Source organism: Bradyrhizobium sp. Unk1 (assembly GCF_059512345.1).
On record NZ_JCAMOP010000007.1, the window covers coordinates 260,176 to 274,147 of the forward strand.

The window sequence follows — 13,972 nt, forward strand, 5'->3', positions numbered from 1 at the left end:
TCCCAAGATGGTCTCCCGCGCGCGTCTGAAATCGATCCTGACCGGCCTTGCCCTCTATGCGATGGCGGCCGCTATCGTCGGCTATTTCGGCGTCAACGCCTACACCGGCAAATACGGTCTCAACGCCCGTCAGGAACTCGACCAGGAGATCATCGCGCTGACGAGCGAGCTGGCCCAGCTCAAGCGCGAGCGCGCGAAGAGCGAGCAGCGCGTGTCGCTGCTGCGGACGTCGCGGATCGATCCTGACATGCTGGACGAGCGGGCGCGCTATCAGCTCGATTATGTCAATCCGCACGATCTCGTTCGGATGATCCCGGCGAAGTAGCGCTTTCCGCTGCATTCGAAACCAGCATCGAAAGCCGCTACAGAAATCCGTAGCAATTCTACCGAAAGTCGTAGGCTTGGAACCGGGCTGCCGCCTTGACGGCAACGCGCCAACGGCCCCATGGCTTCTGCCGTCGTCGGCCTGAGTTGACGCAGATCAACCGGGCCGCGCCGGCACAGCCTAGACTGCCACCCGGAGGAAACAGTGATGAATGGGCCAATGTCCCGGCATCACGCGGCCCGCGTCGAGGCCGCCATTGCGTCAGGCCAGGCCGCACGCTCGGCGCTGGTGGCCTCATGGCGCCGTTCGTCCCGATTGCATCATCTCGATCCCGCCGGCCGCAGCGCGCCGATGCGGCTGAGTGATGTCGAGTTGCGGCAGGCGCGCGAGCGCGTCGCGCCGCTGCTCGCCGCCGCGCAAGGCGCGATGGACCGGCTCTATCAGGCGGTCGGCGCGAGCGGCTGCTGCGTGCTGCTCGCCGACGGTGCGGGCGTGCCGGTCGACCGCCGCGGCACAGCGGTGGACGATGCGACGTTCCAATCCTGGGGCCTGTGGACCGGCGCGCTCTGGAGCGAGGAGCATGAAGGCACAAACGGCATCGGCACCTGCGTCGTCGAGCAGCGCTCGCTGACGATCGACCGCGACCAGCATTTCTTCACCCGCAACACGCTTCTGAGCTGCACCGCCGTTCCGATCTACGACCACGAGGCGGCCTTTGCGGGCGTGCTCGATGTCTCCTCCTGCCGCGCCGACCGGACTGACGCGTTTTCCAATCTGATCGCGCTCGCGGCAGGTGAGGCGGCGAGGCGCATCGAGGCTGATCTGTTTCGCCGCGCCTTCGCCCATGCCCGCATCGTGCTGACGCAAGGCGCCGACGGCCAGTCGACCGGGCTCGTCGCGGTCGATGCGGATGATCTCGTGATCGGCGCGACCCGCTCCGCGCGGGTGGGGCTCGGGATTGCGCCGGGCAGGGCGCTGCAGCCGGTGCCCGCGGCTGACCTGCTCGGCGGCGATATCGCGCATGACCATCTCGCCGGCGGCCAGCGCGCGGTGCTGCAACGGGCGCTGCTGCGGGCCGGCGGCAATGTGTCGGCCGCGGCAAATGCGCTCGGCGTCAGTCGCGCCACGCTGCACCGGAAGCTGAAGCGGTTCGAGGTTAAGCACTGAGCTTCCTTCGTCATTGCGAGCGCAGCGAAGCAATCCAGAATCCTTCCGCGGGAACAGTCTGGATTGCTTCGCTGCTTTCGCATTGACGATGTGGATGCCGCGAGCACTCCATTTAGCCTTCGCCTCGCCCATGACTGTCGCAGAACTGCGACAGGTTACCCCGGCCATCGCTCCCGCCCGGGCTGACAGGAAAACGCTCCCGCGACATCGTCGGCGCAAGTCGTGAACACGCGACGAATTGCGCAAACAGCAAACATCGGGAGTGATCAATGAACAAGGTGGAGTTCCTCGGCGTCACAAAAGTTCCCTTCGCCGAACGCTATGACAATTTCATCGGCGGCAAATTCGTCGCGCCGATCTCCGGCAAGTACTTTGACAACGCCTCGCCGGTGAACGGCCAGATCGTCTGCAAGATCGCGCGTTCCGATGCGCAGGACGTCGAGGCCGCCCTCGATGCGGCGCACGCCGCCAAGGCCGCCTGGGGACGCACCAGCGTCGCCGAGCGCGCCGCGATCCTGAACCGGATCGCCGACCGGATGGAAGAGAACCTGGAGCGCCTTGCGATTGCCGAGACCTGGGACAACGGCAAGCCGATCCGCGAGACCCGCGCCGCCGACCTGCCACTCGCGATCGATCATTTCCGCTATTTCGCCGGCGTGGTGCGCGCACAGGAAGGCTCGATCGGCGAGATCGACCACGACACCATCGCCTATCATTTCCACGAACCGCTCGGCGTGGTCGGCCAGATCATCCCCTGGAACTTCCCGCTGCTGATGGCGTGCTGGAAGCTCGCGCCGGCGCTCGCCGCCGGTAATTGCGTCGTACTCAAGCCCGCCGAGCAGACGCCGGCCTCGATCATGGTCTGGGCCGAGATCATCGGCGATCTCCTGCCGCCCGGCGTCCTCAACATCGTCAATGGCTTTGGCCTCGAAGCCGGCAAGCCGCTCGCGTCCAGCCCGCGGATCGCGAAAATCGCCTTCACCGGCGAGACCACGACGGGCCGGCTGATCATGCAATATGCCAGCCAGAACCTGATCCCGGTCACGCTCGAGCTCGGCGGCAAGTCGCCGAACATCTTCTTCAACGACGTCACCGCCGAGGACGACGACTTCTTCGACAAGGCGATCGAAGGTTTTGTGATGTTCGCGCTGAACCAGGGCGAGGTCTGCACCTGTCCGAGCCGGGCGCTGGTCCATGCCGATATCTATGACCGCTTCATGGAGCGAGCGCTGAAGCGCGTCGCCGCCATCAAGCAGGGCGACCCGCGTGCGGCCGACACCATGATCGGCGCGCAGGCATCTAGCGAGCAGCTCGCCAAGATCCTCTCCTATATCGACATCGGCAAGCAGGAGGGCGCCAGGGTGCTGGCCGGCGGCGGTCGTGCCGAGCTCGGCGGCGATCTTTCCGGCGGCTTCTACGTCCAGCCGACGGTGTTCGAGGGCCACAACAAGATGCGAATCTTCCAGGAGGAGATCTTTGGTCCCGTCGTTTCGGTCACGACCTTCAAGACTGATGACGAAGCGCTCGCGATCGCCAACGACACGCTCTATGGCCTGGGAGCCGGCGTCTGGAGTCGCGATGCCAACCGCTGCTACCGCTTCGGCCGGGCCATCCAGGCCGGCCGGGTCTGGACCAACTGTTACCATGCGTATCCGGCGCATGCCGCGTTCGGCGGCTACAAGCAGTCGGGCGTCGGTCGCGAGACCCACAAGATGATGCTCGATCACTACCAGCAGACCAAGAATCTCCTGGTCAGCTACAGCCCGAAGAAGCTTGGCTTCTTCTGATCGGGCAAGATCTGATCGGGCAAGATCTGATTGGGCAGGAGAGGGCGGCGCAACCTTGCGCCGCCCCCTCCGTCGTCATCCGTCTGTCAGAGTCTTGAGACAAGACGACAGCGCCGACCGTATTCGGTTCGGCGCCCGCGGCATTCGAAGCGATGCCGGGCAAAGACGGAGGCTTGGTGATGCGGAACAGTCGTTCGGGACGGACAATGGGTGTCGCAGCGATGCTGTTCGGCGCGGCGGTGCTGCCCTTGTCGATGGCAGTTGCACAGTCCGGCCCGGCGCCGGCTGGCGCCAAACCCTTCCTGACCGTCGATGGAAAGGCGCCACTGGTCCTTGGACATCGCGGCCTGCCGGGCCTGGTACCTGAAGAGACCGAGGCGTCGTACGACCTCGCCGCGGCGCTCGGGACCGATGCGCTCGAAGAGGATTTGCACCTGACCAAGGATTGCGTTCTGGTCGTGCGTCATAACCCCTGGCTGAGCGACAACACCAACATTGCCGAGGTGGCGAAGACCAATGCGGCCGTCGCCGCCCGCAAGCGCACCGTGCCCGGTGTGCGCGTCAAGGCCCCGTCGGCCACCGGCGTGCCTGCCGATTACCTGACGGATCTGAGCGACCCGGCCGATCCCAAATCGGTGCTGAAGTCGCTGATTGTGGACGGCGAGGATCATACCAACGATTGGTCGATCAGCGACTTCACCATGGCCGAGCTGAAGCAATGGATCGGCGGCACCACCTATGACGCGGCCAACGAGCGGCCGAAAGTCTTCAACGGCAAGCTCCCGATCATCAGCTTCCAGGACGTTATCGACATCGCCAAGGTCAAGAGCAAGGAGACCGGGCGGTCCATCCTCGTCTATCCCGAAACCAAGAACCCGACCTGGAACAATGCCCAGGCGATCGCCAATGGCTGCGGCGTGGCCGGCAGCCGTCCGCTCGAGGATGCCCTGATCAAGATCATCAGGGATAACGGCCTCAACACCAAGGACGCTCCCATCCTGGTCCAGAGCTTCGAACCCGGCAGCCTGAAATATATGCGCAGCCACGGCCTTCAGACGCGGCAGGTCCAACTCGTCGACGGCAACGGAATCGACTTCAAAACCGGCAAGGTCCTCCTCAACAACATCACGAATTCGCGCCCGTTCGACTGGACGGTTGCGGGCGATGCGCGCTTGTACGATGCGATGTTGACCCCGGATGGGCTTGCCGAGATCAAGACCTATGCCGAGGGCATCGGTCCGTGGAAGGCCTATATCGTTCCGCTCAAGATCGCGCCGTGGAAGGACGGCAACGCCGATGGCACGCCCTACAAGGGATCGACGCCGGAGGCTTCGACGCAGGACGCGACCAGTCTTGTCGCGGACGCGCACAAGCTCGGTCTTTTCGTGCATGTCTTCACGTTTCGGAACGAGAAGAAATATCTCGCCGCCGACTATCGCGGCGACCCGAGCCTTGAATATCTCAAATTCTACCGGCTCGGCGTCGATGGGGTCTTCAGCGACTTCACGCATACCGGCGTTGCCGCCCGTGCGACGTATTTGCGCGAGTTGGGCTGGTAAGGCCGGCACGGCGAATCGGACGCGCGTGGGATTTCGGATACAAAACACCGCGTCCGATTTCTCTGCGTTGCCTGCTCACGTTCCCTTTGCTGACCGGTGAGCTAAAGTTGCCCGATCGGCGCCAAAGGTTTTGCAAAGTTTCGGTCACGTTGCAGTGCGGCATAATGAAAGTCGCGCCATGCCGCCGCGGTCCTTTCCAAGGGCGTTTGACTTGGGTTAGAGAGGGCTGAAGTTTTCTCTGACCCGGAATTCCCATGGCCGCACCCAAGAAAGCCGCCGCAAGCACTCCACAGGACAAGACCGACGGCGGTTCGCCCCCGGAATTCACCAGAGAGCAGGAGCTCAAGGCGCTCCGCGACATGCTCCTGATCCGGCGGTTCGAGGAAAAGGCCGGCCAGCTCTACGGCATGGGCGCGATCGGCGGCTTCTGCCACCTCTATATCGGCCAGGAGGCCGTGGTGGTCGGCATGCAGATGGCCCTGAAGCAGGGCGATCAGGTCATCACCGGCTATCGCGATCACGGTCATATGCTTGCCACCGGCATGGAGGCCAACGGCGTCATGGCCGAGCTCACCGGCCGGCGCGGCGGCTATTCCAAGGGCAAGGGCGGCTCCATGCACATGTTCAGCAAGGAGAAGCACTTCTACGGCGGCCACGGCATCGTCGGCGCCCAGGTCTCGCTCGGCACGGGTCTGGCCTTCGCCAACCACTATCGTGGTAACGACAATGTCAGCGTCACCTATTTCGGCGACGGCGCGGCCAACCAGGGCCAGGTCTACGAGAGCTTCAACATGGCGGAGCTCTGGAAGCTGCCGGTGATCTACGTCATCGAGAACAACCGCTACGCCATGGGCACCTCGGTGTCGCGCGCTTCGGCGCAACAGGATTTCTCCAAGCGCGGTGCGTCCTTCAACATTCCCGGGATGCAGGTCGACGGCATGGACGTCCGCGCCGTGAAGGCCGCGGGCGAGGAGGCGGCGACCTGGTGCCGCGCCGGCAAGGGCCCCTTCATCCTGGAGATGCAGACCTACCGCTATCGCGGCCATTCGATGTCCGACCCGGCCAAGTACAGAACGCGCGAAGAGGTCGAAAAAGTCCGCCACGACCAGGACCCGATCGAGCAGGTGCGCAACCGACTGCTCGCGGCCAAGGTGACCGAGGCCGATCTCAAGGCGATCGACGCCGAGGTCCGCGACATCGTCAATGCGTCCGCCGACTTCGCCCAGCATGATCCCGAGCCGGATGCCGCCGAGCTCTGGACCGACATTTATCGCTGAACGCGCGCAAGCTTTCTTTTGGAGTCGATATGCCAATTCAAGTGCTGATGCCCGCGTTGTCGCCCACGATGGAGAAGGGCAACCTTGCCAAGTGGCTGAAGAAAGAGGGCGAGACCATCAAGTCCGGCGACGTCATCGCCGAGATCGAGACCGACAAGGCGACCATGGAGGTCGAGGCGACCGATGAAGGTACGCTCGGCAAGATCCTGATCCCCGAGGGCACCGCCGACGTTGCCGTCAACACGCCGATCGCGACCATCCTCGCCGATGGCGAGAGCGCCGCCGATCTCGCCAAGGCGCCGGCCGCGCCCGCGCCGAGCGTCGCGCGGGAAGTCGCCGAATCCCGCTCGCCGGTCGGCGAAGGCAAGCCGATGATCTCGGCGCCGAAGGCTGCGGCTGCCCCTCCGGCCGTCGCCGAACCCGATCCCGAAGTGCCCGCCGGCACCGAGATGGTGACGCAGACCATCCGCGAAGCGCTGCGCGACGCGATGGCCGAAGAGATGCGCCGCGACGCCGACGTCTTCGTGATGGGCGAAGAGGTCGCCGAATACCAGGGCGCCTACAAGGTGACGCAGGGCCTGCTCCAGGAGTTCGGCGCCAAGCGCGTCATCGACACGCCGATCACCGAACACGGCTTTGCCGGCATCGGCGTCGGCGCCGCCATGACCGGGCTGAAGCCGATCGTCGAGTTCATGACCTTCAACTTCGCCATGCAGGCGATCGACCAGATCATCAACTCGGCCGCCAAGACGCTCTACATGTCCGGCGGCCAGATGGGCTGCTCGATCGTGTTCCGCGGCCCGAACGGCGCCGCCGCACGTGTCGCTGCCCAGCACAGCCAGGACTACTCGTCCTGGTATTCCAACGTCCCCGGTCTCAAGGTGGTCGCGCCGTTCTCCGCAGCGGACTACAAGGGCCTGCTCAAGGCTGCGATCCGTGATCCCAATCCGGTGATCTTCCTCGAGAACGAGGTGCTCTACGGCCATACCGGCGAAGTGCCGAAGCTCGATGACTTCGTGATCCCGATCGGCAAGGCGCGCATCGTGCGCTCGGGCAGCCACGTCACCATCATCTCCTGGTCGAACGGCATGACCTATGCGCTGAAAGCTGCCGACGAACTCGCCAAGGACGGTATCGAGGCCGAGGTGATCGATCTGCGCACGCTGCGGCCGATGGACACCGAGACCATCGTCAACTCCGTCAAGAAGACCGGTCGTGCGGTCACGGTGGAAGAGGGCTGGGCGCAGAGCGGCGTCGGCGCCGAGATCGCCGCGCGCATCATGGAGAACGCCTTCGACTATCTGGATGCGCCGGTCGCGCGCGTCTCCGGCAAGGACGTGCCGATGCCCTATGCGGCGAACCTGGAGAAGCTCGCGCTGCCGTCGGCAGCCGAAGTGGTCGAGGCCGCCAAAGCCGTCTGCTACAGGTAGACCATGGCGGGCCCGAAGGAGCAGCCATTGCCACCCGACGTCCTCGCCCGCGACGATGCGGTCGAGATCCTGCGCGTATTCGTGCTGGACGGCGGGCTGTCGATGGCGTTCCAGCGCGCCTTCGAGGAGCCCGACATGTGGGGCCTCCTGCTCGTCGATCTCGCCCGCCACGCGGCGCGCGCCTATGCGCGCGAGAGCGAATACACCGAGGAGGACGCGCTGAGCCGGATCCTCGAGATGTTCCAGGCGGAGATTGAACGGCCAACCGATACGGGCACGACGACACCGCGCGGGAAGGGGCACTGATCGTGGCGATCGAAGCCCATCATTTCGATTTCATGCTGGAGGCGATCCGCGAGGCGGAGGCCTCGATCGCGCAGGGCGGCCTGCCGATCGGCGCCGTGCTGACGCGCGGCAACGAGATCATTGCCCGCGGCCACAACAACCGCGTGCAGGAAAAGAACGTCATTCTCCACGGCGAGATGAGCTGCCTGCGCGAAGCCGGCGTGATCTCGTTCCACGACACCGTCATGTACACCACGCTGTCGCCATGCTCGATGTGTGCTGGCGCACTCGCTCTGTTCAAGGTGAAGCTGGTGGTGATCGGGGAATCCGTCACCTTCCCGGGCTCCAAGGACATCCTCGACAAGTTCGACATCCCCTGGATCGACCTTGCCGACGACCGCTCCATCACCATGATGAAGAATTGGCGTTCCATCCCTGCCAACGAGCGCCTGTGGCAGGGCGACATCGGCAACTAAACCTGGTCGTCTTCGCTGTCGGAGACGACGTATTGAAAAGTTCTTCTTGAGGTCAGCATGCCCATCAACATCCTGATGCCCGCTCTCTCGCCGACAATGGAGAAGGGCAACCTCGCCAAGTGGCTGAAGAAGGAAGGCGACAAGGTCAAATCCGGCGACGTCATCGCCGAGATCGAGACCGACAAGGCGACCATGGAGGTCGAGGCGATCGACGAAGGCACGATCGCCAAGATCCTCGTGCCCGAGGGCACGCAGGACGTCCCGGTCAACGACGTGATCGCCGTGCTCGCCGGCGAAGGCGAGGACGTGAAGGCGGCTGGTGCCGCCAAGCCCAGCGCTTCGGCCGCACCTCCGAAAGCCGCTGAAGCGCCCGCCGCCGCGCCGGCTCCCGCAGCTGCGCCTGCCGCGCCCAAGGCTGCGCCGCCGCCTGCCGCCGCACCGGCGCCGCAAGCCGCAGTTCCAGCCGCGCAGAGCAACGGCCATGGCGGCCGCGTGTTCTCATCACCGCTCGCACGCCGTCTCGCCAAGGATGCCGGCATCGACGTGTCGATGGTCACAGGCACCGGCCCGCACGGCCGCGTGGTCGCGCGGGACGTCGAGCAGGCCAAGTCCGGCAAGGGCCTGAAGGCGCCTGCCGCTGCGCCGTCCGGCGCGCCCTCGATCGCGCCGACCATGTCGGACAAGCAGATCCTGTCGCTGTTCGAGCCCGGCTCCTACGAGATCGTCCCGCATGACGGCATGCGCCGCACGATCGCGCAGCGCCTGACTGCGTCGATCCAGAACGTCCCGCACTTCTACCTCACCATCGACTGTGACATCGGCAAGCTGCTCGCCGCGCGCGAGGAGATCAACGCGGCTGCTCCCAAGGACAAGGAGAAGAAGCCGCTCTACAAGATCTCGGTCAACGACTTCGTCATCAAGGCGATGGCCGTTGCGCTCCAGAGAATCCCGAACTGCAACGTCAGCTGGACCGAAAGCGGCATGGTCAAGCACCACCATTCCGACGTCGGTGTCGCCGTGGCGATGCCCGGTGGCCTGATCACGCCGATCATCCGCAAGGCAGAGACCAAGACGCTCTCCACCATCTCGAACGAGATGAAGGATTTTGCTGCGCGCGCCCGCTCGCGCAAGCTGAAGCCGGAAGAGTACCAGGGCGGCACCACGGCCGTTTCCAACCTCGGCATGTTCGGCATCAGCCACTTCACCGCCGTGATCAACCCGCCGCATGCAACCATTCTGGCGGTCGGCACCAGCGAGGAGCGGCCGGTCGTCCGTGGCGGCAAGATCGAGATCGCGCATATGATGAGCGTGACCTTGTCCTGCGATCACCGCGCCATCGACGGCGCGCTTGGCGCCGAGCTGATCGGCGCGTTCAAGCAGCTGATCGAAAATCCCGTCATGATGATGGTCTGAGATGGCGCATGACGACGCGCTGGCCCTGGATCTCGATGCTGGTCTCGCTGATCCTCACGCTCAGCCCGCTCGGCCGCGACATCGTTGACTCCGCCTTCTTCGCCGGCGAGGCGCTGTCGCGCAACATTTGGGCGCCGATCGCGCTCACCATCTTCGCCGTCATGGCGGCCGCCATTCTCTCGGAATGGCTGATCAGAACCTACATCCGCAATCGCCGCGCCCGCGGCGCAACGACCGCTTGAGTTGAACGGGAGCCGCCATGGCCGATACATCCTTCGACGTCATCATCATCGGCTCCGGCCCTGGCGGCTATGTCACCGCGATCCGCGCCGCCCAGCTCGGCTTCAAGGTCGCCATCGTCGAGAAGTCCTATCTCGGCGGCATCTGCCTGAACTGGGGCTGCATCCCGACCAAGGCGCTCTTACGCTCCGCCGAGATCTACCACTACATGCAGCACGCCAAGGATTACGGTCTGTCGGCGGAGAAGGTCTCGTTCGACCCGAAGGCGGTGGTGCAGCGTTCGCGCGGCGTCTCGAAGCGGCTGAATGACGGCGTCGGCTTCCTGATGAAGAAGAACAAGGTCAGCGTGATCTGGGGCGCGGCCTCGATCGACGCGCCCGGCAAGGTCACCGTGAAGAAGTCCGACGTCGAGGGCCCGAAGGGTGCGCTGGGCGAGGGGGCTTACCAGGCCAAGCACATCATTATTGCAACCGGCGCGCGGCCGCGCGTGCTGCCCGGGCTCGAGCCCGACAAGAAGCTGATCTGGACCTATTTCGAAGCGATGGTCCCGGAGAAGATGCCGAAGTCGCTGCTGGTCGTCGGCTCCGGCGCGATCGGCATCGAGTTCGCCTCGTTCTTCCACACCATGGGCTCCGAGGTCACCGTGGTCGAGGTGCTGCCGCAGATCCTGCCCGTCGAGGACGCCGAGATCGCCGGCCTGGCCCGCAAGCGCCTCGAGAAGCAGGGCATCAAGATCATGTCCTCGACCAAGGTCACGAAGCTGGAGAAGAAGGCCGACAGCGTCGTCGCCACCATCGACGATGGCAAGGGCAAGCCCGTCACCACCGAGTTCGAGCGCGTGATCTCGGCGGTCGGCGTGGTCGGCAATATCGAGAATCTCGGTCTCGAAAAGCTCGGCGTCAAAACGGATCGCGGCTGTATCGTCATCGACGGCTACGGCAAGACCAACGTCCCCGGCATCTACGCCATCGGCGACGTCGCCGGTCCCCCGATGCTGGCGCACAAGGCCGAGCATGAGGGTGTGATCTGCGTCGAGGCCATCAAGGGCCTGCATCCGCATCCCATGGACAAGGACCTGATCCCGGGCTGCACCTATTGCCAGCCGCAGGTCGCCTCCGTCGGCCTCACCGAAGCCAGAGCGAAGGAAAGCGGCCGAGAGATCCGCGTCGGGCGTTTCCCGTTCGTCGGCAACGGCAAGGCGATTGCGCTGGGCGAGGACCAGGGCCTGGTCAAGGTGATCTTCGACAAGAAGACAGGTCAGCTCCTCGGCGCCCACATGGTCGGCGCGGAAGTCACCGAGCTGATCCAGGGCTACGTCGTCGCCATGAACCTGGAGACGACCGAGGAAGAGCTGATGCATACGGTGTTCCCGCATCCGACCCTGTCGGAGATGATGAAGGAAGCCGTGCTCGATGCATATGGAAGGGTTTTGAATATTTGATGGGCGCCATCGCCGCCCGCCGTCGTCATTGCGAGCGAAGCGAAGCAATCCAGACGGCTTCTGCGGAAAGATTCTGGATTGCTTCGCTGCGCTCGCAATGACGAGCAGAGAGCCGTTTGCAAAATAAGAAGGAAACCAACCCATGCACGACAACGACAACCTGACCATCGAACGCCCGACCTTCGTCACCCATCTCGAATGCGCGATGGAGGGCGATCATTACGCCGCCGACCAGGTCCACAATCTCTCCAAGGCCGGCAAGCCGCTCTTGGTGCGCTACGATCTCGCGGGCGTGAAGAAGGCGCTGACCAAGGATGCGCTTGCCCAGCGTCCCGGCGACATGTGGCGTTACCGCGAGCTCTTGCCCGTGCGCAAATGCAAGGACATCGTCTCGCTCGGCGAGGTCACGACGCCGCTGATCCGGCTGCCGAAGCTCGGCGCCAAGCTTGGCGGCGGCGAGATCATCGTCAAGGACGAGGGACGCCTGCCGACCGGCTCGTTCAAGGCGCGGGGCCTCGTGATGGCGGTGTCGATGGGCAAGGCGCTCGGCATCAAGCACATGGCGATGCCGACCAACGGCAATGCCGGCGCGGCGCTCGCAGCTTACGCCACGTCGTGCGGCATCAAGACCACGATCTTCTGCCCGGCCGACACGCCGGAAGTGAACGTCAGCGAGATCGAGCTTCAGGGCGCGACCGTCTATCGCGTCAACGGCTATATCGACGATTGCGGCAAGATCGTCGGCGAGGGCAAGGCAAAAGTCGGCTGGTTCGACACGTCTACGCTCAAGGAGCCGTACCGTATCGAAGGCAAGAAGACGATGGGCCTGGAGCTCGCCGAGCAACTCGGCTGGGACGTGCCCGACGTGATCTTCTATCCGACCGGCGGCGGCACTGGCCTGATCGGCATGTGGAAGGCTTTCGACGAGCTGGAGAAGATCGGGTTCATCGGCTCCAAGCGCCCGCGCATGGTCGCGGTGCAGGCGTCGGGCTGCGCGCCGATGGTGCGGGCCTATGATGCCGGCACCGAGCATGCGACGCGCTGGGAAGACGCCCACACGATCGCGTCCGGCATCCGCGTGCCGCAGGCGATCGGCGACTTCCTGATCCTGCGCGCGGTGCGTCAGAGCAAGGGTTTTGCCATCGCGGTCGACGACGACAAGATCTCGTCGGCGCTGAACGAGGTCGCGCGCGAGGAGGGGCTGCTGCTATGTCCCGAGGGCGCCGCCACCTACGCCGCCTACAAGGACAGCCTCGCCGACGGCCGCGTCAGCAAGACCGACCGCGTGATGCTGTTCAACTGCGCGACCGGCCTGAAATACCCGCTGCCGCCGGTGACCCGCACGCTCGATCGCCACAAGCCGATCGACTACACGCAGTTCTAGAAATCTCTCCCTCTCCCCGTTCTTACGGGAGAGGTGGGTGAGGGGCCTCTCTCCGCGAATGAAATATTCGTGAGACCTGTATCCCCTCACCCGAATTCGCGCTGCGCACGAATTCGACCTCTCCCCGCAAGCGGGGCGAGGTGAAGAAAAACACAGAGACATCGCTGGGGAGAAGACAATGAAGAAGGCCATCTGGGCCGGGCTGCTCGGTATCCTCGCTCTCACCGGCGTCGCCCGCGCCGACGACTATCCCTCGCATCCCATCACCGTCATCGTTCCCTTCGCCGCCGGCGGCCCGTCGGACGCGATGGCGCGCGTGCTCGCCGAGCGCATGCGGGTGACGCTCGGCCAGCCGCTGGTGATCGAGAACGTCACCGGCGCGGGCGGCTCGATCGGCGTCGGGCGCGCCGTGCAATCGGCGCCGGACGGCTACACCATCTCCTTCGGGCATCTCGGCACCCATGTTGCCAACGGCGCCGTCTACAAGCTCAAATACGACCTCGTCGCCGATCTCGAGCCGGTGGTGCTGCTGCCGAGCAATCCGATGATCGTGGTGAGCAAGAACGCGGTGCCCGCGACCTCGCTGAAGGAGCTCATCGATTGGCTGAAGTCGCGGCCGTCGCCGCCCACCGCCGGCACCGCCGGCGCGGGCTCCGGCAGCCATATCGCCGGTGTCTATTTCGAGAGCGTCAGCGGCATCAAGCTGCAATACGTGCCCTATCGCGGCACGGCGCCCGCGCTGAACGATCTCATCGCCGGCCAGATCGACGTCATCATCGATCAGACCTCCAACTCCATCAACCAGGTCCGCGCCGGCACGATCCGCGCCTATGCAATCACCGACGACAAGCGGCTCTCGTCGGCACCGGACATTCCGACGGCTGCCGAGGCGGGGCTGAAAGGCTTCAACATGACTTTGTGGTCGGGCCTGTGGGTGCCGAAGGGCACGCCGAAGGAGATCGTCACCAGGCTCAATGCGGCCGCCGTGGAAGCGCTGAACGATCCCGCCGTGAAGAAGCAGCTCGAAAGCCAGGGCCTCGAGATGACGCCCAAGGATCAGCTCACGCCCGAAGCGCTCGGCGCCCGCCAGAAGGCCGAGATCGCAAAATGGTGGCCGATTATCAAGGCTGCCGACATCAAGGTGGATTGAGGCGGCTTGCCTCTTCGGATGCGGCCACAACGTCAAGT

General features: G+C 64.6%; 13 protein-coding genes. All 13 read left to right on the forward strand.

The window, feature by feature from the left end; all coding sequences use genetic code 11:
* Positions 1-7: 7 nt before the first annotated feature.
* The 13 genes from AC5ZFO_RS11840 (at position 8) to AC5ZFO_RS11900 (ending at position 13,934) form a co-directional block, all read left to right on the forward strand.
* The gene (locus tag AC5ZFO_RS11840) at positions 8-325 is read left to right on the forward strand and encodes an FtsB family cell division protein (RefSeq protein ID WP_028149600.1); all 318 of its coding nucleotides are present in this window, start codon (positions 8-10) and stop codon (positions 323-325) included.
* A 207-nt stretch (positions 326-532) separates the two neighbouring features.
* A complete protein-coding gene (locus AC5ZFO_RS11845) occupies positions 533-1,492 on the forward strand; it encodes a GAF domain-containing protein (protein ID WP_282524896.1) in 960 nt (319 codons plus the stop codon).
* 269 nt (positions 1,493-1,761) lie between these two features.
* Positions 1,762-3,279, forward strand: coding sequence for an aldehyde dehydrogenase (adh, locus tag AC5ZFO_RS11850; RefSeq protein WP_496122089.1), 1,518 nt, complete (start codon positions 1,762-1,764; stop codon positions 3,277-3,279).
* Between the two features lie 179 nt (positions 3,280-3,458).
* Positions 3,459-4,838: a glycerophosphodiester phosphodiesterase family protein gene (locus tag AC5ZFO_RS11855; RefSeq protein WP_282524894.1), complete on the forward strand. Its 1,380-nt coding sequence runs from the start codon at positions 3,459-3,461 to the stop codon at positions 4,836-4,838.
* Between the two features lie 254 nt (positions 4,839-5,092).
* Positions 5,093-6,115 (forward strand): pyruvate dehydrogenase (acetyl-transferring) E1 component subunit alpha, encoded by a 1,023-nt coding sequence (pdhA, locus tag AC5ZFO_RS11860; protein ID WP_282524893.1) that lies wholly within the window; start codon positions 5,093-5,095, stop codon positions 6,113-6,115.
* A gap of 29 nt (positions 6,116-6,144) precedes the next feature.
* Positions 6,145-7,545, forward strand: a complete 1,401-nt coding sequence (locus AC5ZFO_RS11865; protein ID WP_282524892.1) for a pyruvate dehydrogenase complex E1 component subunit beta — start codon at positions 6,145-6,147, stop codon at positions 7,543-7,545.
* Between the two features lie 3 nt (positions 7,546-7,548).
* Positions 7,549-7,851: a DUF5076 domain-containing protein gene (locus tag AC5ZFO_RS11870; RefSeq protein WP_028149595.1), complete on the forward strand. Its 303-nt coding sequence runs from the start codon at positions 7,549-7,551 to the stop codon at positions 7,849-7,851.
* A 2-nt stretch (positions 7,852-7,853) separates the two neighbouring features.
* Positions 7,854-8,306 carry a nucleoside deaminase gene (locus AC5ZFO_RS11875; RefSeq protein ID WP_282524891.1) on the forward strand — a complete coding sequence of 151 codons (453 nt, stop codon included), beginning with the start codon at positions 7,854-7,856 and terminating at the stop codon, positions 8,304-8,306.
* A gap of 57 nt (positions 8,307-8,363) precedes the next feature.
* Positions 8,364-9,719: a pyruvate dehydrogenase complex dihydrolipoamide acetyltransferase gene (locus AC5ZFO_RS11880; RefSeq protein WP_038933084.1), complete on the forward strand. Its 1,356-nt coding sequence runs from the start codon at positions 8,364-8,366 to the stop codon at positions 9,717-9,719.
* Between the two features lie 8 nt (positions 9,720-9,727).
* The gene (locus AC5ZFO_RS11885; RefSeq protein WP_014495017.1) at positions 9,728-9,961 is read left to right on the forward strand and encodes a hypothetical protein; all 234 of its coding nucleotides are present in this window, start codon (positions 9,728-9,730) and stop codon (positions 9,959-9,961) included.
* A 17-nt stretch (positions 9,962-9,978) separates the two neighbouring features.
* A complete protein-coding gene (lpdA, locus tag AC5ZFO_RS11890; RefSeq protein WP_282524890.1) occupies positions 9,979-11,400 on the forward strand; it encodes a dihydrolipoyl dehydrogenase in 1,422 nt (473 codons plus the stop codon).
* 142 nt (positions 11,401-11,542) lie between these two features.
* Positions 11,543-12,784 (forward strand): threonine synthase, encoded by a 1,242-nt coding sequence (locus tag AC5ZFO_RS11895; RefSeq protein WP_282524889.1) that lies wholly within the window; start codon positions 11,543-11,545, stop codon positions 12,782-12,784.
* Positions 12,785-12,962: 178 nt separating this feature from the next.
* A complete protein-coding gene (locus tag AC5ZFO_RS11900) occupies positions 12,963-13,934 on the forward strand; it encodes a tripartite tricarboxylate transporter substrate binding protein BugD (RefSeq protein WP_282524888.1) in 972 nt (323 codons plus the stop codon).
* The last annotated feature ends 38 nt before the right edge of the window (positions 13,935-13,972 follow it).

Excerpts from the sequence above, each read along its gene's own strand:
- AC5ZFO_RS11855 (WP_282524894.1), top strand. The coding sequence starts at position 3,459 with ATGCGGAACAGTCGTTCGGGACGGACAATGGGTGTCGCAGCGATGCTG.
- AC5ZFO_RS11885 (WP_014495017.1), top strand. The coding sequence starts at position 9,728 with ATGACGACGCGCTGGCCCTGGATCTCGATGCTGGTCTCGCTGATCCTC.
- AC5ZFO_RS11880 (WP_038933084.1), top strand. The coding sequence starts at position 8,364 with ATGCCCATCAACATCCTGATGCCCGCTCTCTCGCCGACAATGGAGAAG.
- pdhA (WP_282524893.1), top strand. The coding sequence starts at position 5,093 with ATGGCCGCACCCAAGAAAGCCGCCGCAAGCACTCCACAGGACAAGACC.
- lpdA (WP_282524890.1), top strand. The coding sequence starts at position 9,979 with ATGGCCGATACATCCTTCGACGTCATCATCATCGGCTCCGGCCCTGGC.
- AC5ZFO_RS11865 (WP_282524892.1), top strand. The coding sequence starts at position 6,145 with ATGCCAATTCAAGTGCTGATGCCCGCGTTGTCGCCCACGATGGAGAAG.
- AC5ZFO_RS11845 (WP_282524896.1), top strand. The coding sequence starts at position 533 with ATGAATGGGCCAATGTCCCGGCATCACGCGGCCCGCGTCGAGGCCGCC.
- AC5ZFO_RS11895 (WP_282524889.1), top strand. The coding sequence starts at position 11,543 with ATGCACGACAACGACAACCTGACCATCGAACGCCCGACCTTCGTCACC.
- AC5ZFO_RS11900 (WP_282524888.1), top strand. The coding sequence starts at position 12,963 with ATGAAGAAGGCCATCTGGGCCGGGCTGCTCGGTATCCTCGCTCTCACC.
- AC5ZFO_RS11840 (WP_028149600.1), top strand. The coding sequence starts at position 8 with ATGGTCTCCCGCGCGCGTCTGAAATCGATCCTGACCGGCCTTGCCCTC.
- adh (WP_496122089.1), top strand. The coding sequence starts at position 1,762 with ATGAACAAGGTGGAGTTCCTCGGCGTCACAAAAGTTCCCTTCGCCGAA.
- AC5ZFO_RS11870 (WP_028149595.1), top strand. The coding sequence starts at position 7,549 with ATGGCGGGCCCGAAGGAGCAGCCATTGCCACCCGACGTCCTCGCCCGC.